This is a genomic window from Shewanella sp. MR-4 (genome assembly GCF_000014685.1).
In the GTDB taxonomy this organism is placed as follows: Bacteria; Pseudomonadota; Gammaproteobacteria; order Enterobacterales; family Shewanellaceae; genus Shewanella.
Genome location: NC_008321.1, coordinates 44,406 through 63,708, shown reverse-complemented (window position 1 = coordinate 63,708; position 19,303 = coordinate 44,406). Strand labels below are relative to the sequence as shown.

At 48.1% G+C, this 19,303-nt stretch carries 15 protein-coding genes, 1 tRNA gene, 2 rRNA genes and 1 pseudogene; 8 read left to right on the top strand and 11 right to left on the bottom strand.

What is annotated here, in order from left to right; all coding sequences use genetic code 11:
• Window positions 1-28 precede the first annotated feature (28 nt).
• Genes SHEWMR4_RS00300 through SHEWMR4_RS00285 form a run of 4 tightly spaced genes read left to right on the top strand, consistent with a single transcriptional unit; the run spans window position 29 to window position 3,871 of the window.
• On the top strand, window positions 29-1,075 hold the full coding sequence (locus tag SHEWMR4_RS00300; protein WP_011620889.1) for a DUF4118 domain-containing protein: 1,047 nt from the start codon (window positions 29-31) through the stop codon (window positions 1,073-1,075).
• Window positions 1,076-1,765, top strand: a complete 690-nt coding sequence (locus SHEWMR4_RS00295) for a response regulator transcription factor (protein ID WP_011620888.1) — start codon at window positions 1,076-1,078, stop codon at window positions 1,763-1,765.
• A gap of 44 nt (window positions 1,766-1,809) precedes the next feature.
• The gene (locus SHEWMR4_RS00290; protein ID WP_011620887.1) at window positions 1,810-2,508 is read left to right on the top strand and encodes a potassium channel family protein; all 699 of its coding nucleotides are present in this window, start codon (window positions 1,810-1,812) and stop codon (window positions 2,506-2,508) included.
• Window position 2,509: 1 nt separating this feature from the next.
• Window positions 2,510-3,871, top strand: coding sequence for a TrkH family potassium uptake protein (locus SHEWMR4_RS00285; protein WP_011620886.1), 1,362 nt, complete (start codon window positions 2,510-2,512; stop codon window positions 3,869-3,871).
• A gap of 207 nt (window positions 3,872-4,078) precedes the next feature.
• Here the strand turns inward: SHEWMR4_RS00285 and SHEWMR4_RS00280 are convergent, their stop codons facing one another.
• From SHEWMR4_RS00280 to SHEWMR4_RS00260, 6 genes are all read right to left on the bottom strand, one after another.
• Complete coding sequence (locus SHEWMR4_RS00280) at window positions 4,079-5,656, bottom strand: hypothetical protein (RefSeq protein ID WP_011620885.1); 1,578 nt, start codon at window positions 5,654-5,656, stop codon at window positions 4,079-4,081.
• A gap of 90 nt (window positions 5,657-5,746) precedes the next feature.
• A complete protein-coding gene (locus SHEWMR4_RS20870) occupies window positions 5,747-5,953 on the bottom strand; it encodes a hypothetical protein (RefSeq protein WP_157037018.1) in 207 nt (68 codons plus the stop codon).
• A 250-nt stretch (window positions 5,954-6,203) separates the two neighbouring features.
• Window positions 6,204-7,388 (bottom strand): NAD(P)/FAD-dependent oxidoreductase, encoded by a 1,185-nt coding sequence (locus SHEWMR4_RS00275; RefSeq protein ID WP_011620884.1) that lies wholly within the window; start codon window positions 7,386-7,388, stop codon window positions 6,204-6,206.
• Between the two features lie 238 nt (window positions 7,389-7,626).
• Window positions 7,627-8,643, bottom strand: coding sequence for an NAD(P)H-dependent glycerol-3-phosphate dehydrogenase (gpsA, locus tag SHEWMR4_RS00270; protein ID WP_011620883.1), 1,017 nt, complete (start codon window positions 8,641-8,643; stop codon window positions 7,627-7,629).
• A 4-nt stretch (window positions 8,644-8,647) separates the two neighbouring features.
• Window positions 8,648-9,133, bottom strand: coding sequence for a protein-export chaperone SecB (gene secB / locus SHEWMR4_RS00265; RefSeq protein ID WP_011620882.1), 486 nt, complete (start codon window positions 9,131-9,133; stop codon window positions 8,648-8,650).
• Between the two features lie 260 nt (window positions 9,134-9,393).
• On the bottom strand, window positions 9,394-9,828 hold the full coding sequence (locus SHEWMR4_RS00260) for a rhodanese-like domain-containing protein (RefSeq protein ID WP_011620881.1): 435 nt from the start codon (window positions 9,826-9,828) through the stop codon (window positions 9,394-9,396).
• A 265-nt stretch (window positions 9,829-10,093) separates the two neighbouring features.
• Between SHEWMR4_RS00260 and gpmM the strand changes: the two genes are divergently transcribed.
• The 4 genes and pseudogenes from gpmM (at window position 10,094) to SHEWMR4_RS00240 (ending at window position 14,803) form a co-directional block, all read left to right on the top strand.
• A complete protein-coding gene (gene gpmM / locus SHEWMR4_RS00255) occupies window positions 10,094-11,638 on the top strand; it encodes a 2,3-bisphosphoglycerate-independent phosphoglycerate mutase (RefSeq protein ID WP_011620880.1) in 1,545 nt (514 codons plus the stop codon).
• A 10-nt stretch (window positions 11,639-11,648) separates the two neighbouring features.
• Window positions 11,649-12,781, top strand: a pseudogene (locus tag SHEWMR4_RS00250) (murein hydrolase activator EnvC family protein).
• Window positions 12,782-12,829: 48 nt separating this feature from the next.
• Complete coding sequence (locus SHEWMR4_RS00245; protein WP_011620879.1) at window positions 12,830-14,035, top strand: S41 family peptidase; 1,206 nt, start codon at window positions 12,830-12,832, stop codon at window positions 14,033-14,035.
• 12 nt (window positions 14,036-14,047) lie between these two features.
• On the top strand, window positions 14,048-14,803 hold the full coding sequence (locus SHEWMR4_RS00240; protein WP_011620878.1) for a divergent polysaccharide deacetylase family protein: 756 nt from the start codon (window positions 14,048-14,050) through the stop codon (window positions 14,801-14,803).
• Here SHEWMR4_RS00240 and SHEWMR4_RS00235 read toward each other — a convergent pair.
• The 5 genes from SHEWMR4_RS00235 to SHEWMR4_RS00215 form a co-directional block, all read right to left on the bottom strand.
• Entirely contained in the window at window positions 14,778-15,233 is a 456-nt protein-coding gene (locus tag SHEWMR4_RS00235) for an Rrf2 family transcriptional regulator (protein ID WP_011620877.1), read from the bottom strand. The genes SHEWMR4_RS00240 and SHEWMR4_RS00235 overlap by 26 nt on opposite strands.
• A 21-nt stretch (window positions 15,234-15,254) precedes the next feature.
• Window positions 15,255-15,509 carry a YkgJ family cysteine cluster protein gene (locus SHEWMR4_RS00230; protein ID WP_011620876.1) on the bottom strand — a complete coding sequence of 85 codons (255 nt, stop codon included), beginning with the start codon at window positions 15,507-15,509 and terminating at the stop codon, window positions 15,255-15,257.
• A gap of 315 nt (window positions 15,510-15,824) precedes the next feature.
• Window positions 15,825-15,901: transfer RNA gene (locus tag SHEWMR4_RS00225), tRNA-Asp, on the bottom strand.
• Window positions 15,902-15,937: 36 nt separating this feature from the next.
• A 5S ribosomal RNA gene (rrf, locus tag SHEWMR4_RS00220) occupies window positions 15,938-16,053 on the bottom strand.
• A gap of 221 nt (window positions 16,054-16,274) precedes the next feature.
• Window positions 16,275-19,167, bottom strand: a 23S ribosomal RNA gene (locus SHEWMR4_RS00215).
• Window positions 19,168-19,303: the final 136 nt, after the last annotated feature.

Sequence of the window (19,303 nt, the reverse complement as noted above, 5' to 3'; positions counted from 1 at the left end):
CCTTAACTTCAGCAACGCCTTAGCCGTTATGACTTTTGCAAACACAGCCTCCATCAACCAATACTTGCGCACGCATCCCGCGTTATTTACCGCCATGCTGTTAGTGATTGCTCTGCTCACTAGCTATTTGATTGATCACTTTTCAGGCTCGGCCATTGCCGTACTGCTTATCCTGCAATTAGCCGTGGTCGCCGTGGCCCTGCAATGCAGCGCCAACTACGCCTATTTTGTGGCCGTGTTTGGCGCCGTCAGTTTCAATTTTTTATTCACCACGCCGCGCTATTCGTTGCAGATGTTCAACGTCGAAGACATAGTCAATCTAAGCGTGTTTTTGCTGGTCGCCCTCACTAGCAGCAAGTTAGCCGAACATTACCGCCGCCAGCAGCAGGCACTCGAACAGGCACAGCTCAGAAACAGTATTTTACTCTCGGTCTCCCACGATTTACGCACGCCGCTTGCGACCATTATCGGCACCTTAACCACGCTGAAGGAATACCAAGCTAAACTCAGTCCTGAGCAAAACGAGGAGCTTATTGACTCGGCCGCCGCCGAGAGTCATCGCCTGCACCAATATATCGAAAACCTCTTGCAGGCGACCAAGTTACAACACGGTGCGCTCAAATTTAGCCTAGACGAAGCCAATCTACGCGAAGTGTTACAACGCACTATTGCCCGCTTTCAAACCGCGCAACCTAGGATCCAAATTCATAGTGAGCCAGAACTTCCGCCATTAATGATTTGTAGCTCTTTGATTGAACAGGCGATTTTCAATGTGCTCGACAATGCCCTGCGCTACTCGCCCGCAGAACTGCCTGTTACGGTAAATCTGTACCGCCACCAACAACTGCTGCGCATCGATATTCAAGACTTAGGACAGGGCATAGCGCCAGCCGACGCCGAGGCCATTTTCGAACTGTTCTATCGTCAACATCCCTCGACCGATGGCGGTGCGGGATTAGGCCTTGCGGTCGCCAAAGGCATTATTACCGCCCACAGGGGCAGCATCGGCGCCGAAAGCGTTGCCCAAGGCAGCCTGATCCGCATCGCCTTACCCATAACCACGGAGGCGGCATAAATGGCTTATAAGATCTTAGTGGTGGATGATGAGCCGCAAATCCATACCTTTATGCGGATCTCACTCGAAGCGGAAGGCTTTGAATACTTAAGCGCCACCAGCATAGCCACGGCGCTTAAACAATACCAAAGCCACCAGCCGCACCTTATTGTGCTCGACCTCGGCCTGCCCGATGGCGATGGTATCGAGTTGCTCCATGGGCTGCGCCAGCAGGATAAGACCCCAGTGCTGGTGCTCACCGCTCGCGATCAGGAGGAAGAAAAAATCCGTCTGCTCGAGGCTGGTGCTAACGATTATCTGAGTAAGCCCTTTGGCATCAGGGAATTAATCGTGCGTATCAAGGTATTAGTCCGTGATCTTGTGGATACCTCAAGCACCATCGATATGCTGCAATTTGGCCCGCTCACCCTACAAAAGAGCAGCCATCAATGCTGGCTGAATCAACAGGAAGTGGCGCTTACCAAGAAGGAATTTGCCCTGCTCGCCCAACTCATGTCCCACCCAGGGCAATTACTGAAACAGAGCGAACTGCTGCGCAATATTTGGGGCGAGACTCACCAGGAAGATAGCCACTATCTGCGGATTTTAGTCCGCCAACTGCGTAAAAAGCTTAACGACAGCGACGAACAACAACTGATCAAAACCGAGCCCGGCTTAGGGTATCGACTCACCGACCTCGGCCCGCCCTAGGCCAACTCGCCTCACTCTTTAGCTCAACCACAAAAGGATATGAAATGGCACATTTTACTGTCATCGGATTAGGCCGCTTCGGCGTTGCCGCGAGCCTCGAACTCATCCACTTAGGCCACACGGTTACCGGTGTCGATAGCGACCCAAAAATCGTTGAAAAATATGTAGAAAGTCTTACCGAAGCGGTGATTTGCGACTGCGCCGATGAGGCGTCGCTGCGCGAACTCGATCTGACCAACTGCGAGGCAGTGCTGGTCGCTATCGGTGAGGATATGCAGTCTAGCCTGCTGTGCACGCTGGCACTGAAAAACCTCGGCGTGCAGACGATTTGGGTCAAGGCCAGCACCATGGCGCACCATACCATAGTGTCGAAACTCGGCGTTGCCCGCATTATTCATCCCGAGGAGGAAATGGGGATCCGCGTCGCCCAGTCGCTTAACTATCCTATGGTGAATAACTTTCTCGCCATCGGCGATGGGCTTTATATTGTTGAAATCCATATTAAAGCCCAGTTGCATCACACCACTGTTGGCCAACTGCTCGGGAGCTTGCAGGAGCACAGCACCGATGAGCAAACCAATGTCCCACGCAATCCTAAGGGCAAGATAGCGGCGCTGATGGTTAAACGTGAGCACAACGTATTTAGCAAGATTGATAGCGACTTTAGCCTGCACACAGAGGATACCCTATTCCTCTGCGGTAGCCGTGCCGAGTTAAAACAGCTCGCACCAAGGTTGGTGTAACGTGGTTCAATGGCATCCTTCGCTCACCCTAGAGCACACACCTAAAAGCGGTAAAAAACTCTTTGGCGCGCCGCCCTTTATCTTAAGTGTCAGTTTTGCTCTGCTGATCTTACTTGGCACTTGCTTGCTTAAACTGCCTATCGCCACCGAGTCGCCTATTACTTGGCTGCAAAGCCTCTTTACCGTGACCTCGGCGGTGACGGTCACAGGGCTTGTGGTCGTCGATACTGGCAGTATGTTCACGCCCTTTGGCCAAGTGATTATCGCGCTGTTAATTCAATGCGGCGGCCTAGGCTTGATGACCTTTGCCATAGTCACGCTAATAGCGCTGGGCGGTAAGATAGGTTTCTTGCAGCAAACAGTGGCGAAAGAAGCGTTTAATCAAACCGATACCTCTACCTTAGTCTCGACTGCTAAGGCCGTACTGGTGTTTTCGCTATTGGTTGAAGCCGTGGGTATGCTGATTTTATCTGTCTACTGGAGCGGCGAATTGGGTTGGCAAACTAGCTTATTTCATGGCTTCTTTTATACTATTAGCGCCTTTAATAACGCGGGTTTTGCCCTAAGCCCAGATAGCTTAATCCCCTATGTGGCCGACCCAGTCGTTAACCTCACCATCACAGGTTTATTTATTGTGGGCGGCCTTGGGTTTTCGGTGTGGATTGACCTTAAGCGCAATAAACGTTGGTCGAAACTCACCGTCTACAGCCGCATGATGATTACTGGCACCATACTGATCAATGCCGTGGCCGTGATAGCCATTTACCTGATTGAATACAACAACCCCAACACCCTCGCGCCCTTAAGCGAGCTCGGCAAATGGTTGGCCTCTTGGTTTCAAGCCGTGACCCCGCGCACCGCAGGCTTTAACACCTTGCCCATAGACCAACTCGAGGATGGTTCCACCCTATTGATTTTAGTGCTGATGTTTATCGGCGGCGGCTCCCTCAGCACCGCCAGCGGCATTAAAGTCGTGACCTTTATGGTGCTTATTCTCGCCACCTACGGCTATTTACGCCGCGATGAAGCAGTGTATGTGTTTAAGCGGGAAATCCCCAAAGATACCGTCAGCAAAGCCTTAGCGCTAACCATCATCTCTTTGGTCGTATCTTGGCTGGCCATCTTCATATTGGTATTAAGCGAGAAAGCGCCGTTAGTCGATATCGTCTTCGAGGCCATATCCGCACTGGGCACAGTCGGTTTATCCCGCGGTTTGACAGGTAACTTAACTAGCCTAGGCCAAGCCATCATCATCTTTATGATGTTCATGGGTCGCCTCGGCCCACTGATGTTGGCCTACTTCCTTGCCAACCCAAGGGTAAAAAAGCTGCGCTATGCAGAAACCAAATTGGCAATTGGGTAAATCACGTTATTTAAGAACAATAGAAAGGTTGATACCTTTTAAATTTAGACCTCATTCCTAATGTAAGTCTTTACTTAGTTATTTTATAAAAATAATAATCAATATAACTTATTTAACTATAAAATATAGATTGTAGTCTCCAGAATTATTATATACAACGAACCAAACTCTCTTACCTACAGACGCTATAAAATTAAGGGATTGTAATTATTTATATGCTTTCACAAACACCCCTAAAAATCGTTCTCTTACATTAGTCTGTAGTACGTCTAGAAAATTCGCAAATGTTAGGTCATATACAACATGACAAAAAACAGATCTGTTTTTGTCCGTATCTGTTGTATCAAACAAAACATCAATTAATACAGATGCATCTGGCATCGCAATTCTAAGTAATGCTAAATGTAGACTCATTGGCGGTACATTTTCTTGGAGCTGAATTCTAGTGTTAGATAATAAATCAGGCTCGCTCCCTAACTGTCTCTTTAGTTCAATTGATAAGTAATCTTTCAACATCACAAAACGAGTGCTAAAAACAAGTGATGTTGGTTCAATATTCATTCCTTCCGTATATTCCTTTAATGCGGCATGTAAACTTCCAGTTAGAGATATACCATGTCGAAAAAAACTATCTGAAGTTATTTTAAGATCAGGATGAACAGCAGCAATAATGGATTGAGGTATAATTGTTGTATTATCAAGGTTTTCAGCCGCACCAACATTTAGGTAAGCAGGAGTCTCCATTTTCATAACACAGCGTTCAAACTCTTCAGGAGTTCCTTCATGGACTTTTTGTGTGATTAATTTAAATCTAACATTTGGTCCAATATTATCATCGTGAATATAGAGGTATGAAATATTATCATCTTGTAAAGATACCTCAGCAATACCACCTCCTTGTTGAGGAGCTGGCTCCCTAAATCCTACAGCACAAACAGCATGACCAACTGGTACACCATCACCATGGACGCCCCCAATTAGGAGAGGATAGCCAGATCGAAGATATGCTGCGCAAGTATTTGCAAACCGAGCAGTAGTAAAGAATTGGCCAACTAATTCACCATTAGTTATGGCTGGTGAAAAACCAAGTTGAATAATCGCATGTTGTATTTGATCAATTCTAAGGAAATGCGATGGATAAGGTGGACGCCCTACAAGTGCAGAAGAATGTGCAGCCTCAGTTATCATTGATGTTGTTGGGATGGCATTACATTCATTAAATGCTGAGGAGTGAAGCATGCTCCAAATACCAATTGTAGCGCATGCAGCGACGCCAGAATCTTGCTGCTGCCATGCCAATCCATGAACACAAAACTCTAGTCCAGCAACATTGCATACATAATCTCTAGATGGTTGTGTAACTCTTGGCGTTCCCGGTGTTTGATCTGGATACCACTTCAACACCGTTCTACCAAAAGGTGAATCAGTAATAGGCCTAACAACTATAAACCCTAAATAACCATTTTGAAGCTCATCAATAGCACTTTCGTCCCCTCCAACCGCACTAACAAACAACTCTCTATCGAGCCGCATAGTAGAAAAAAAATGAAGGCGTTGACAAATATTTGGATACCCTTTGGCACTAAGACTATAAAATGCGGAGAATTCATTAAGATAGTCCCTGTCGAAGTAATTATCCTCAACTAATACTTTTTTTGCACCCAAAAAATTCAAGTACTTAGATACATAACGAGACTGTTGAGATCCCAATCTCCTCTGAATTTCAACGAGCGGATTATCTGCAGAAGAAAAATCAAAAAATCTTAAAGGTTTATTTGTATTCAATTCAATCGACCGCGTAGCAACATTGGATAAACAAAAACCGCCTCCTAGTTTTACTATCGGGCGGTTAAAATGTCTTATTATCAGAAAATGTTAGCCGAATACTCGAGCTAAAGAAGCATTATCAGTTACCGATGCATACATTTTAATGCGCTCATCAGATGAAGAACTTGAGAATGCCGCCTGAATCTTTCCTTTCAACTCATTGCTAATAGGTAATTCAACATTAACTTTTTCTAATCCTGAACGATCAGAGTAGTTGCTAGTCCAGAGGGTCACCTTCCGTTGTTCTCTAGTCATTTTAACAGCCCTTTTAGGTCTATAGTGAAATGAAGAAAAGCATTAGTCATTTATACAGCAAAATCTCAACGTTTACAGATATTCTACGGATATCAGTTTAGACCACTCAACTCAACTAAGTTCATACTTTTCATTTTTGTTGAAATCCGAGGGTCGATTAGACCACAAAATGTACACCTACTTCAAATGCTTTGATCAACAACTGCAATAATCCTGCACTAAAGCATAATCTATATAAGGCTATCGTTTGTCACACAACCCTTCCTGCGGCCACACCAGATGCCCAGGCCCATTGGAAGTTAAACCCGCCTAACCAACCGCTGACATCCATCACTTCGCCGATAAAAAATAGGCCGGGGACTTTTATGGCTTCCATGGTTTTGGAGGAGAGTTCATGGGTATCCACGCCGCCGAGTGTCACTTCGGCGGTGCGATAACCTTCCGTGCCATTCATTAAGACTGTCCAGCGGTGCAGATCGTCGACTAACTTGGCGCGCTCTGCATGAACCAGCTGATTTAAGGCTTTGTTGAGTAAAGCTTCATCGAATAACACTTCCACCAGCCGCTTAGGTAACCACTGGCTTAAGGTATTACGCAGACTCTGTTTAGGATGTGCGGCCAGTTGTTGCTCTAAAGCCTGCGCGGCATCCATATTGGGTAATAGATTGATTTCTATGGTTTCGCCCGCTTTCCAGTAGTTGGAAATCTGCAAAATAGCGGGGCCAGATAAGCCTCTGTGGGTAAAGAGTAAGGCTTCGCTAAAGGCGGTGCCATCTTTGGCGGTAATACGGCTCGGTACGGCAATGCCCGACAGCGGTTCGAAGCGAATTTTATCTTCGCTGTGCCAAGTAAAAGGCACCAGACCCGCGTGAGTTGGCAACACCTTAAGCCCAAACTGCTCGGCCAATTGATAGCCGTAGGGTGTGGCGCCGAGTTTTGGCATTGATAAACCGCCGGTGGCGATCACTAAGGAGTCGCAACTTAACTCGCCATTTGAGGTGTTTAGCTCAAAGCGGCCTGCCTCGGTTTTGCTCACCGCCAGAATATCGGTGCGAAGTTTAATGCTCACGCCAGCCCACTCACATTCGGTCAGCAGCATAGTGACTATCTCTTTGGCCGAGTCATTACAGAACAGCTGGCCATGGTCACGCTCGTGGTATTCAATGCCGTGGCGCTCAACCAGTTCGATAAACTGCTGCGACGGATAACGCGCCAATGCGGATTTGACAAAGTGCGGGTTGCCACAGATAAAGTTGGCGGGTTCGACTTTCAGATTGGTAAAGTTACAACGGCCGCCACCGCTGATAAGGATTTTACGCCCAGCCTGCTTGGCATTATCGAGTACCAGTACATCACGACCTCGGTAACCCGCTGTTGCAGCACACATTAATCCTGCGGCGCCGGCTCCGATAATAATTACATCATGATGTTTCACACTTATACTCCAGTCGATAAATTAATTTGGCTATTGCCCATCATCCCAAATAGTTCAAAGACTGGGTTACAGTATTGGTCTTTGATATTGGGGTAGATATTCCGCGTTCAGCATCCAGCCTTAATGGATACAGCCAATGCAGACTGCTGCCAGTACATTAAGGCGATGGCGATCGGACATAAAAAAGGGCGCTATTTTAGCACCCTTTATTTTATTCAGCATCATCACGACTCGCGCTTTATTGCGCTGGCGTTTCTGATTTCTTTTCTCTGCTGAGCAGTTCTTTGGCGGCATCCAAGGGCGCTTTGCCTTGGTATAACACTTGGTAGATTTGCTCGGTGATCGGCATTTCGACGCCCATGCGCTTCGCTAGGGTAAACACTTCTTTAGTATTGCGATAACCTTCAACCACTTGGCCGATTTCGGCCTGGGCGGTATCCACATCGCAGCCTTTACCTAAGGCTAAACCAAAGCGGCGGTTACGGGATTGGTTGTCGGTACAAGTCAACACTAGGTCGCCTAATCCAGCCATGCCCATAAAGGTGGCGGTACTGGCGCCTAAGGCTTCGCCTAAGCGGGTTAACTCGACTAAACCACGGGTAATTAACGCCGTTCTGGCGTTGGCACCAAAGCCAATACCGTCGGACATCCCCGCGCCAATCGCGATAACATTCTTCACCGCGCCGCCTAATTGCAGGCCGATAAAGTCGTCGTTAGCGTAAACACGTAAGCGTTTAGGGCTGTGCAGCAATTCCACTAGCTCAGCGGTAAATTTAGGACAAGTGCCCGCAACCGAAATCGCCGTAGGTAACCCCATGGCTAATTCCTTCGCAAACGTAGGTCCTGACAATACCGCCAGCGGATATTGCTCGCCTAACACATCACGGGCCACATCTTGCAGCAAACGTCCGGTTTCAGGCTCGAGTCCTTTGGTCGCCCATACGATGCGAGCATCTTGGCGTAACAAAGGTTTCGCTTGGGCCAGTACCGAGCCAAACACATGGCTAGGTACCACAACCAGCACATTATTGCTGGCCGCTAAGGCTTTGGCTAAGTCGGCTTCGATATGTAAACACTCGGGGAAGGCAATACCAGGCAAGAAAGCTTGGTTGCATTTGTCCTGAGCGAGCGTTTGCATATGGGCAGGATCGTGCCCCCACAACAAGGTCTTATGACCATTGCTGGCTAGAGAGATGGCAAGGGCGGTGCCATAAGAACCCGCCCCCAACACCGTGATATCGGCAGAGTTTTTCATGTAATTAAGCGTTAGCTTCTTCGGCTGCTGGTGCAGCTGCTGCGGCTTGACGTTGTTGCACGTATTGTGCGAACAGAGCGTCGAAGTTTACTGGAGCTAAGTTCAGTTGTGGGAAAGTACCACGACCCACTAAGCTACCTACAGCTTCACGCGCATATGGGAATAGGATGTTAGGGCAGTATGCACCTAATGAGTGAGCCAGTTGTGGCTCAGTCAGACCTGCGATTGAGAAGATACCAGCTTGTTGTACTTCACACAGGAATGCAGTTTCGCCAGCGTTTTGTGCAGTCACAGTCAAAGACAGAACCACTTCGTATACGTCGTCGGCTAATTTAGCGCTGCGAGTGTCTAAATCTAACTTAACTTCTGGATTCCATTCTTTTTGGAATACAGCTGGGCTGTTAGGTGTTTCGAAAGAAACATCTTTAGTGTAAACACGTTGGATGTTGAATTGTGGGGCTTGTTGTTCGTTGTTTGCTACTTCAGCCATAATTTCCTACCTATCCTATCAATGTTATGCCAACACTTATCTGGTTGGCTTTTTTGTCTATTTAGCTGGGCTTATGCTTTGATGCCTGAATGAGATCTCAGTACCGTCCCAACGTTCCCTTAACGGGGTACTTTTGAAGTCAATCTAAATACTTAATTTAAGCCCTTAGTGACCACAGGATTAGTATGCCAAACAATGATGACGCAACTGCTGCACAATCAGTTAACTATGCAGCACAGCGCATAACTGCCGCCGACAACTTATCTTTTGCTTTTTGAAACAGGCATATTCGCTGCCTGCCATTCACCCATACCACCTTTCAAGTTATACAGGTTTTCAAAACCTTGTTTACTTAAAAGCTGAGCCGCTTGAGACGAGGTCATGCCAGCATTGCATACCAGTATAATGGGACTGCCTTTGAACTTTTCAAGGGCTGAAACCTGATTATTTTTGATATCCGCGAGCGTAACGTTAACTGCATCAACAATATGGCCCTTACGGAACTCGTCATTTGAACGCACATCCACGACTTTAGCGTCTTGTCTGTTCACCATAGTGGTGAGTTCTTGATGAGTGACATTTTTGATTTTAGAGAAGCTCGATTTGATCACACTGACCACAAGCATTACAAACAAACCCACCCAAGCCAGACTTAGCATAGTGTGAGCCTTAAAAAATTCGATATATTCTTGCATGGTTACAGCCCGTATAAATGGCGAAAAATTCGATAAGGGCACAGAGTATACCGATTGCCTTAGCAGATTGCAGCAGTTTAGTCACAGTTCTAGAACACAGCTCAGCCCTTGCGCCATCACGCTTCTCTTGGCGCTCACAGAATCTGCTCAAATAGCGATTCGATGACCTTAATCTAGGTAAAGCGCTTTTTCGTACCCCGCTTACGTAGTAATATTTAACCAATTTCAGATTTCTTTAGCTTCCTTAAACTTTAAAGGTATCACCATGACGACAACTAAACGTCCAATCGCGTTGTTGATCCTCGATGGCTGGGGTTACCGTGAAAATACGCATATGAATGCGATTTACCACGCCAACACACCAGTACTCGACCGTCTCAACGCCCAATATGCCCACGGTTTAATTTCAGGTTCAGGCTTAGATGTAGGCTTGCCCGATGGGCAGATGGGGAACTCTGAAGTAGGCCATATCAACTTAGGTTCTGGCCGAATCGTTTACCAAGAGCTGACTCGTATCAGCAAAGCCATTGCAGATCATGAATTTGAACAAAACCCAGCCCTTTGCGATGCCGTCGATGTAGCAGTCAAAGCCGGTGGTGCAGTGCACATTATGGGTCTGCTCTCTCCCGGTGGCGTACACAGCCATGAAGAGCATATCGAAGCAATGTGCCGTATGGCAGTGGCGCGCGGTGCCACTAAAGTGTACTTACATGCCTTCTTAGATGGTCGCGATACCCCACCTCGCAGCGCCAAAGGCAGCCTAAGCCACTTTGATGATCTGTTTACTACATTGGGCCATGGCCGTATCGCCTCGATTATTGGTCGTTACTTTGCCATGGACCGCGATAACCGCTGGGACCGCGTGTCTCAGGCTTACGACCTGATCACTCAAGGCAAGGCGAAGTTCCAATACGATAACGCCGTGACCGCGCTAGAAGCCGCTTACGAGCGTAACGAAAACGATGAGTTTGTGTCGTCTTCAGCCATTACCGATAGCGAAGGCAAGGTTGCCAGCTTGAACGATGGCGACGCACTGATTTTTATGAACTTCCGCGCCGACCGTGCTCGTCAAATCACCCGTAGCTTTATCAATGCCGATTTCGATGGTTTTGAACGTGCAGTGACGCCAAAGGTTAACTTTGTAACGCTGACTGAATACGCAGCCGATATCAAAGCACCTATCGCTTATCCTTCTGAAAACCTAGTTAATACTTTAGGTGAAGTGCTACAAAACCGTGGCCGTACTCAGTTACGTATCTCCGAAACTGAAAAATACGCCCACGTAACCTTCTTCTTCAACGGCGGTAAGGAAGAGCCATTTAACGGTGAAGATCGCATCCTGATCAACTCACCTAAAGTGGCAACCTACGACTTACAACCCGAGATGAGCTCAACCGAGCTGACGGATAAGTTAGTCGCAGCGATTGAATCCGCTCAATACGATGTGATTATCTGTAACTACCCGAACGGTGATATGGTGGGTCATACTGGCAACTTCGATGCGGCGGTTAAAGCCTGCGAAGCTGTCGATGCCTGTATCGGCCGCGTAGTTGACGCACTGGCGAAAGTGGGTGGCGAATGTATTATTACCGCTGACCACGGCAACGCCGAGCAGATGACCGATGAAACCACTGGCCAAGCCCATACGGCGCATACCAGTGAGCTCGTGCCCTTTGTGTTTGTTGGCCGTGACGCCACCATAGATGAAGGCGGTAAACTGAGCGATGTCGCCCCAACGATTCTGCACCTAATGGGTGAAACCATTCCCGCAGAGATGACGGGTAAGCCCTTAATCCACGTAAAAGAGTAATTGTTACCTAGTGAGCACTCGACTCCCCGTTAAAGCCAGCATTATTGCTGGCTTTATGATGTTATCTTTCTCGGTCTACGCTTCTGATTTGGAGAAGCGTCAGTCCGAGTTGAAATCCATCCAAGCGCAGATAAACCAACAACAAAGTGCGCTCAAAAACACCAGTAAACAGCGGGAAAAGTTACTCGCTTTGCTGCGTAGTGACGAAGAGGCGATTGCGGCTGCAGCCAAAAAGGTCAATAGCACCAAAAACAGTTTGGCGCAGATTGATACTAAACTCGCCGAACTCAAACAACGCCAGGAAGAGTTAGAAACCCTCAAGGTCAGCCAGCAAAAAACGCTCTCAAAACAACTCTCGAGCGCCTATCTTGCCGGTAACCACGATTACACTAAGATGATGCTGAATCAGCAGAGTCCCGCCACGATTGAGCGGATGTTGGCCTATTACCAATACCTCAACAAGGCACGCATGAACTCGATTAACGAGTTAAAAAAAACCATCACCGAACTAGATGAAATTAAAGTCTCGCAAACCAGCAAGCAAAAACAATTAACTAAGCTGATGGCCGAGCAACAAGTGCAATCTAAGCGCTTGAACCAAGAACAAGATCAACGCCAGCTCACCCTTAAAGAATTACAGCGCACCCTGAATACCAAGGGCGCCGAACTCGAACAACTGCAAATTGAAGAGGCCAGCTTAAAACGAGTGGTTGAGCAAGCGCTTAAGGCGATGCGTGATAACCCCTCAATGGAAGGCTTCGATAAACAAGGCGGAAACTCAAGTGGCCGACCAAAGGTCGTGTCAGTGCCAGCTTTGGCAGCCCAAGATCCGGTCAAGTGGTGTGGAAAGGCACTATGCTCTCCGCACCCGAAGGGCAAAATATTCGCGCAGTTTCTGGCGGTAAAGTCATTTATGCCGACTGGCTTAAAGGCTTTGGTATGGTGATGGTGATAGACCATGGTAAAGGTTACATGAGCCTCTACGGCCATGCGCAGGCCCTGTTAAAAAGCCCTGGGGACATAGTCAAAACCGGTGAAGCTATTGCTTTAGTCGGACGTTCGGGTGGACAGACAGAGCCTGGCCTATACTTTGAAATAAGGTATAAGGGGCAAGCGGTCGATCCAGCCAAGTACTGCCGTTAATCAGTACTCTCGCTAAGGTAGCCGTCCCCATCATCACAGGGGACGGCTATGAAACAACTAATCCGCAATATCGTCTGCCTTGGACTCGGCCTAAGCCTAGGTCTGTCCATTAGCCTCTCCAGCCAAGAGAATGCCAAGTCATATCAGAGTGACTTCGACTACCCGCTATTGCAGGATGTATTAGAAACGGTCGAAACCTATTACGTTAAAACCGTTTCCAAAGATGAGCTGGTGCAAGCCGCCATTAAAGGGATTTTTGAGCACTTAGATCCTTATTCCAGCTTTTTAAATCACCAAGAATTACTCGACTTAAAAGACTCAAATCGCGGCGAATACTTCGGCTTTGGCTTTGAGGTCGCCAGCGATAAAGACCATATCAGCATTATCGCGCCCTTTGCCAATTCCCCCGCCGAACAGGCCGGTATCCAAGCGGGCGATATCATTATCAAGCTGAATAACACCCCAACCACCGAAACCAATCTTGCGGATATCCTCAATCAAATCAAACAACATAGCATTAACAATCAAAGTATTCGCCTGACGCTTAAACACCGTAATGATGCCGTGGAATTTGAGGTATCCCTTAAGCCCAGCACTATTACTATTCAATCTGTCGCCAGCAAATTACTGGATGGTAATATCGGCTACATTAGGCTCAGTAGCTTTCAAGAGAACTCCACCGAAGACATGGTGCGCAGTTTAAGCCAGTGGCAAAACGCGCATCTTACGGGTTTGATATTAGATTTACGCAATAATCCCGGCGGCTTGCTGGATCAGGCAATCAAGATTGCTGATCTCTTTTTAGCGAAGGGCCGAATAGTCTCAACCTCTGGCCGCTTCTTCGATGCCAACTCCGACTATTACGCCTCACCGCAAACCATGCTGACCAATGTGCCTATGTTAGTGCTGATCAACAAAGGCTCGGCCTCCGCCTCCGAAGTCCTCGCAGCCGCCCTGCAGGAAAATGGCCGCGCCAAACTGCTCGGTGAAACGAGCTTTGGCAAAGGCACTGTACAAAGCCTGATCCCCATACTGAACGACGGCAACGCCATCAAGCTCACCATCGCCCAGTACAACACGCCCAGAGGGGAAAACATTCACGATATCGGCATAGTGCCCGACATTAAAGTTACAACCGAAACTGGCTCCAATCAAAAGAATATGGCTATAATCGACGCCATCTCAGCACGAACCGATGTTAGCCAAGACAGCCTAGTCACCTCGGCAATCGCTTGGATACAACATCATGACTAATAAGAAGAAATAGTGCGTTTATTTTATATATTGGCCCTTTGGGCCCTGTGCATTGCGTCAAGCAATGCAGCCCAAATCGCCTTGATCATCGATGATATTGGCTATCGCCACACCGACGAAGCCGTGCTGTCACTCCCAAGCGCAGTCACCTTGTCGGTACTGCCACACACGCCGCTCAGCAATAAATTAGCCAAAGCCGCGCACGCCAAGGGCCACGAGATTATGCTGCACTTACCCATGCAGGCACTCAATGGTAAAGCCTTAGGTGTTGGTGGTTTAACGAATAATATGAGCGAAGCACAGATACGTAGCAGTGTACTTGCTGCCATCGCCAGTGTGCCCTTTGCTAAAGGCGCCAACAATCATATGGGAAGCCTACTAACGCAGCTCGATGATCCTATGTTGTGGGTGATGGAAACGCTAAAGCAGAAGCAGCTCTACTTTGTCGACAGTATGACAACCAAGTTCACTAAGGCGGGAGATAAGGCAGATTCGCTCAGCGTGCCACTGCTACGACGTCAACTCTTTCTCGATAATGACGTCAGTGCCGCAGCATTGGAAAAACAGTTTAATTTGATGATAAGTCAGGCTCACTCGCAAGGCAGTTTAGTGGCTATCGCCCATCCTTACCCCGAAACCATTCACTTCTTAAAAACAAACTTAGCGCGCCTAAAGGCGGAAGGGATTGAGCTAGTGCCGACGTCAAGCTTGTTGCCCATCGAACTAGCCCATGAGAAAGGCACTAATCCAACTGTAAGACAGAAATAGTCATGTCTGGCAGCAGTGCCAACAACTCATTTCGATTGCTGACAATGTCCTGCAGGCTGTATTGATCGAGTACGTTTAAATACGCCTCAACGGCTTGAGCTAACACGCCCTTCAACTGGCAGGCGGGAGTAAAACGGCAATAGGGTTTGCTGCAATCAATCGGTGCCAGAGAGTTCTCTAACGCACGGATCAGCTGCCCGAGGTTAATCTCGCTCGCTGGTTTCCCTAAACGAAATCCGCCCATTTTACCGCGTATGGTTTCCAGATAACCTAATTTGCCTAAGTGATGTACAATCTTCGAGACATGATTTGGCGACAAATCAAATACCTCGGTAATCTCTGCGATCCTGAATAGGGTTGTTCTATCGGGCTGAACCGCCAGATACATCAGCGTGCGAACACCAAAGTCGGTATAGCGTGTTAACTGCATAATTCACCTGTCAGCAATAAACTATTGAGATGTTTGAGTTTCAAGGTTTGTGATCAACCAGAGCGCCTCTTCATTAGAGTGTCCACAGACATCTAAAGACGCTTCAAAATCACTACAAACCGCGGGACGATCAGGCGAGCCGAAAATCAAACATAAATTATCATCACTGAGCTGCACACAGCGCTCCCCGGCCGCCTTACCATTTGGCATACCTGGGATCCCACTGCTAATAGAAGGTGCAATACAACAAGCACCGCAGCCTAAACGACAATTCATTTTATTACTCGTAAAAGTTGGTAGACATTATAACGTTTAATTGATGTGAAGGCAGAAGCACAGTTCAATACTGCCAAGTGGCGCACAACCGCATTCCCACAAATGAAAAACTCACCAGTCTCACCATAAAAATGAGCAGTTTATCATAAACAAATCGCTAAGCTCTTTTAATCAAAAACCAAGCAGATAACGACTCGCCAAAAGTAAGCCGTTATCCGTAATATCCCAGTCAACGAATTCGTTGCAAGCGGAAATAGACAAAACTGCATAACGAAAAAAGCCTCTGCATTGCTGCAGAGGCTTATCTCTTAATGTTGGCGGAGCGGACGGGACTCGAACCCGCGACCCCCGGCGTGACAGGCCGGTATTCTAACCAACTGAACTACCGCTCCTTTAACTTAACGTTCGCACATTAAGTTAAATTAGGCGCTTGGCGATGACCTACTCTCACATGGGGAGACCCCACACTACCATCGGCGCGATTGCGTTTCACTTCTGAGTTCGGGATGGGATCAGGTGGGACCACAATGCTATTGTCACCAAGCAAATTCTTACTGGTTAATTCTACGTCTGACGGCATTGTTTCCTCACTCCAGTGCTCATGTACTACCGTACACTCCGCCCTTCGCTCGTCACGGCTTTGTCTGCCGTACAATTACCTGCGTAATTAACCTTTATTTGTTAATTTAGAAAGCTGTATTGAGTGCCACTTCTTAAGTGTTTCTATTCGTCTAAGTATCACTTAGTAAAACCCATCTGGGTTGTATGGTTAAGCCTCTCGAGTCATTAGTATCAGTTAGCTCAACGCCTCACAACGCTTACACACCTGACCTATCAACGTCCTAGTCTCGAACGGCTCTTTAGTGGACTTAAAGTCCAAGGGATGACTCATCTTGGGGCTCGCTTCCCGCTTAGATGCTTTCAGCGGTTATCGATTCCGAACATAGCTACCGGGCAATGCCATTGGCATGACAACCCGAACACCAGCGGTTCGTTCACTCCGGTCCTCTCGTACTAGGAGCAACTCCCCTCAATCATCCAACGCCCACGGCAGATAGGGACCGAACTGTCTCACGACGTTCTGAACCCAGCTCGCGTACCACTTTAAATGGCGAACAGCCATACCCTTGGGACCGACTTCAGCCCCAGGATGTGATGAGCCGACATCGAGGTGCCAAACACCGCCGTCGATATGAACTCTTGGGCGGTATCAGCCTGTTATCCCCGGAGTACCTTTTATCCGTTGAGCGATGGCCCTTCCATTCAGAACCACCGGATCACTATGACCTACTTTCGTACCTGCTCGACGTGTCTGTCTCGCAGTTAAGCTGGCTTATGCCATTGCACTAACCGTACGATGTCCGACCGTACTTAGCCAACCTTCGTGCTCCTCCGTTACTCTTTGGGAGGAGACCGCCCCAGTCAAACTACCCACCAGGCACTGTCCTTAACCCCGATTAGGGGCCCAAGTTAGAACATCAACACTACAAGGGTGGTATTTCAAGGACGACTCCACGTGAACTAGCGTTCCCGCTTCAAAGTCTCCCACCTATCCTACACATGTAGGGTCAATGTTCAGTGCCAAGCTATAGTAAAGGTTCACGGGGTCTTTCCGTCTAGCCGCGGGTATACGGCATCTTCACCGCAATTTCAACTTCACTGAGTCTCGGCTGGAGACAGCGTGGCCATCATTACGCCATTCGTGCAGGTCGGAACTTACCCGACAAGGAATTTCGCTACCTTAGGACCGTTATAGTTACGGCCGCCGTTTACCGGGGCTTCGATCATGAGCTTCTCTTGCGATAACCCAATCAATTAACCTTCCGGCACCGGGCAGGCGTCACACCGTATACGTCATCTTGCGATTTTGCACAGTGCTGTGTTTTTGATAAACAGTTGCAGCCACCTGGTATCTGCGACTGCCGTCAGCTTAGGGAGCAAGTCCCATCACCAACAGCAGCGTACCTTCTCCCGAAGTTACGGTACCATTTTGCCTAGTTCCTTCAGCCGAGTTCTCTCAAGCGCCTTGGTATTCTCTACCCGACCACCTGTGTCGGTTTGGGGTACGATTCCCGCTAACCTGAAGCTTAGAAGATTTTCCTGGAAGCATGGCATCAACTACTTCATCCCCTTGGGGACTCGTCATCAGCTCTCAGTGTATAGTGACCCGGATTTGCCTAAGTCACCCACCTACCACCTTAAACGCGGACTACCAACGCCGCGCTAGCCTAGCCTTCTCCGTCTCTCCATCGCAGTTAGCGGAAGTACAGAAATATTAATCTGTTTCCCATCGACTACGCCTTTCGGCCTCGCCTTAGGGGTCGACTCACCCTGCCCCGATTAACGTTGGACAGGAACCCTTGGTCTTTCGGCGAGGGGGTTTTTCACCCCCTTTATCGTTACTCATGTCAGCATTCGCACTTCTGATACCTCCAGCGTGGGTTACCCCTTCACCTTCAACGGCTTACAGAACGCTCCTCTACCGCGCAACCCTAATGGATTGCACCCGTAGCTTCGGTGGTATGTTTAGCCCCGTTACATCTTCCGCGCAGGCCGACTCGACTAGTGAGCTATTACGCTTTCTTTAAATGATGGCTGCTTCTAAGCCAACATCCTAGCTGTCTAAGCCTTCCCACATCGTTTCCCACTTAACATACACTTTGGGACCTTAGCTGACGGTCTGGGTTGTTTCCCTTTTGACGACGGACGTTAGCACCCGCCGTCTGTCTCCCGGATAGCACTCTTTGGTATTCGGAGTTTGCAAAGGGTTGGTAAGTCGGGATGACCCCCTAGCCTTAACAGTGCTCTACCCCCAAAGGTGTTCGTCCGAGGCGCTACCTAAATAGCTTTCGAGGAGAACCAGATATCTCCCGGTTTGATTGGCCTTTCACCCCCAGCCACAAGTCATCCGCTAATTTTTCAACATTAGTCGGTTCGGTCCTCCAGTTGATGTTACTCAACCTTCAACCTGCCCATGGCTAGATCACCGGGTTTCGGGTCTACGCCTTGCAACTAAACGCGCAGTTAACACTCGGTTTCCCTACGGCTCCGCTATTCGCTTAACCTCGCTACAAAACGTAAGTCGCTGACCCATTATACAAAAGGTACGCAGTCACGGTCTCAAGTACCGCTCCCACTGCTTGTACGTATACGGTTTCAGGTTCTATTTCACTCCCCTCACAGGGGTTCTTTTCGCCTTTCCCTCACGGTACTGGTTCACTATCGGTCAGTCAGGAGTATTTAGCCTTGGAGGATGGTCCCCCCATATTCAAACAGGATATCACGTGTCCCGCCTTACTCGTTTTCATCAAAGGTTAGTTTTCGTGTACGGGGCTATCACCCTGTGCCGCTGGACTTTCCAGACCATTCCACTAACACCCCTCTGACTTAAGGGCTAATCCCCGTTCGCTCGCCGCTACTAGGGGAATCTCGGTTGATTTCTTTTCCTAAGGGTACTTAGATGTTTCAGTTCCCCTCGTTTGCCTCATGTAGCTATGTATTCACTACATGATGACCGCTTATGCGGCCGGGTTCCCCCATTCGGACATCGTTAGCTCAAATGCTTGTTACTAGCTCGCCAACGCTTTTCGCAAGTTACTACGTCCTTCATCGCCTCTGACTGCCAAGGCATCCACCGTATACGCTTAGTCGCTTAACCATACAACCCAAATGAGTTTCACATCACTTGCGCTGTTGCGACCAGCTGGTTTTACTTGTCTCATCTTCGACCAAGAAGATGGACTCGCCTTAGACTTGAATATTCAAGACACTTAAAAAGTGTTTTAAGAACTCAA

What these genes read in the sequence shown, in the direction of transcription:
- SHEWMR4_RS00300 (WP_011620889.1), top strand. Translation starts at nt 29, where the DNA reads ATGACTTTTGCAAACACAGCCTCCATCAACCAATACTTGCGCACGCAT.
- SHEWMR4_RS00295 (WP_011620888.1), top strand. Translation starts at nt 1,076, where the DNA reads ATGGCTTATAAGATCTTAGTGGTGGATGATGAGCCGCAAATCCATACC.
- SHEWMR4_RS00290 (WP_011620887.1), top strand. Translation starts at nt 1,810, where the DNA reads ATGGCACATTTTACTGTCATCGGATTAGGCCGCTTCGGCGTTGCCGCG.
- SHEWMR4_RS20870 (WP_157037018.1), bottom strand. Translation starts at nt 5,953, where the DNA reads ATGACTAGAGAACAACGGAAGGTGACCCTCTGGACTAGCAACTACTCT.
- gpsA (WP_011620883.1), bottom strand. Translation starts at nt 8,643, where the DNA reads ATGAAAAACTCTGCCGATATCACGGTGTTGGGGGCGGGTTCTTATGGC.
- secB (WP_011620882.1), bottom strand. Translation starts at nt 9,133, where the DNA reads ATGGCTGAAGTAGCAAACAACGAACAACAAGCCCCACAATTCAACATC.
- SHEWMR4_RS00260 (WP_011620881.1), bottom strand. Translation starts at nt 9,828, where the DNA reads ATGCAAGAATATATCGAATTTTTTAAGGCTCACACTATGCTAAGTCTG.
- gpmM (WP_011620880.1), top strand. Translation starts at nt 10,094, where the DNA reads ATGACGACAACTAAACGTCCAATCGCGTTGTTGATCCTCGATGGCTGG.
- SHEWMR4_RS00245 (WP_011620879.1), top strand. Translation starts at nt 12,830, where the DNA reads ATGAAACAACTAATCCGCAATATCGTCTGCCTTGGACTCGGCCTAAGC.
- SHEWMR4_RS00235 (WP_011620877.1), bottom strand. Translation starts at nt 15,233, where the DNA reads ATGCAGTTAACACGCTATACCGACTTTGGTGTTCGCACGCTGATGTAT.
- SHEWMR4_RS00230 (WP_011620876.1), bottom strand. Translation starts at nt 15,509, where the DNA reads ATGAATTGTCGTTTAGGCTGCGGTGCTTGTTGTATTGCACCTTCTATT.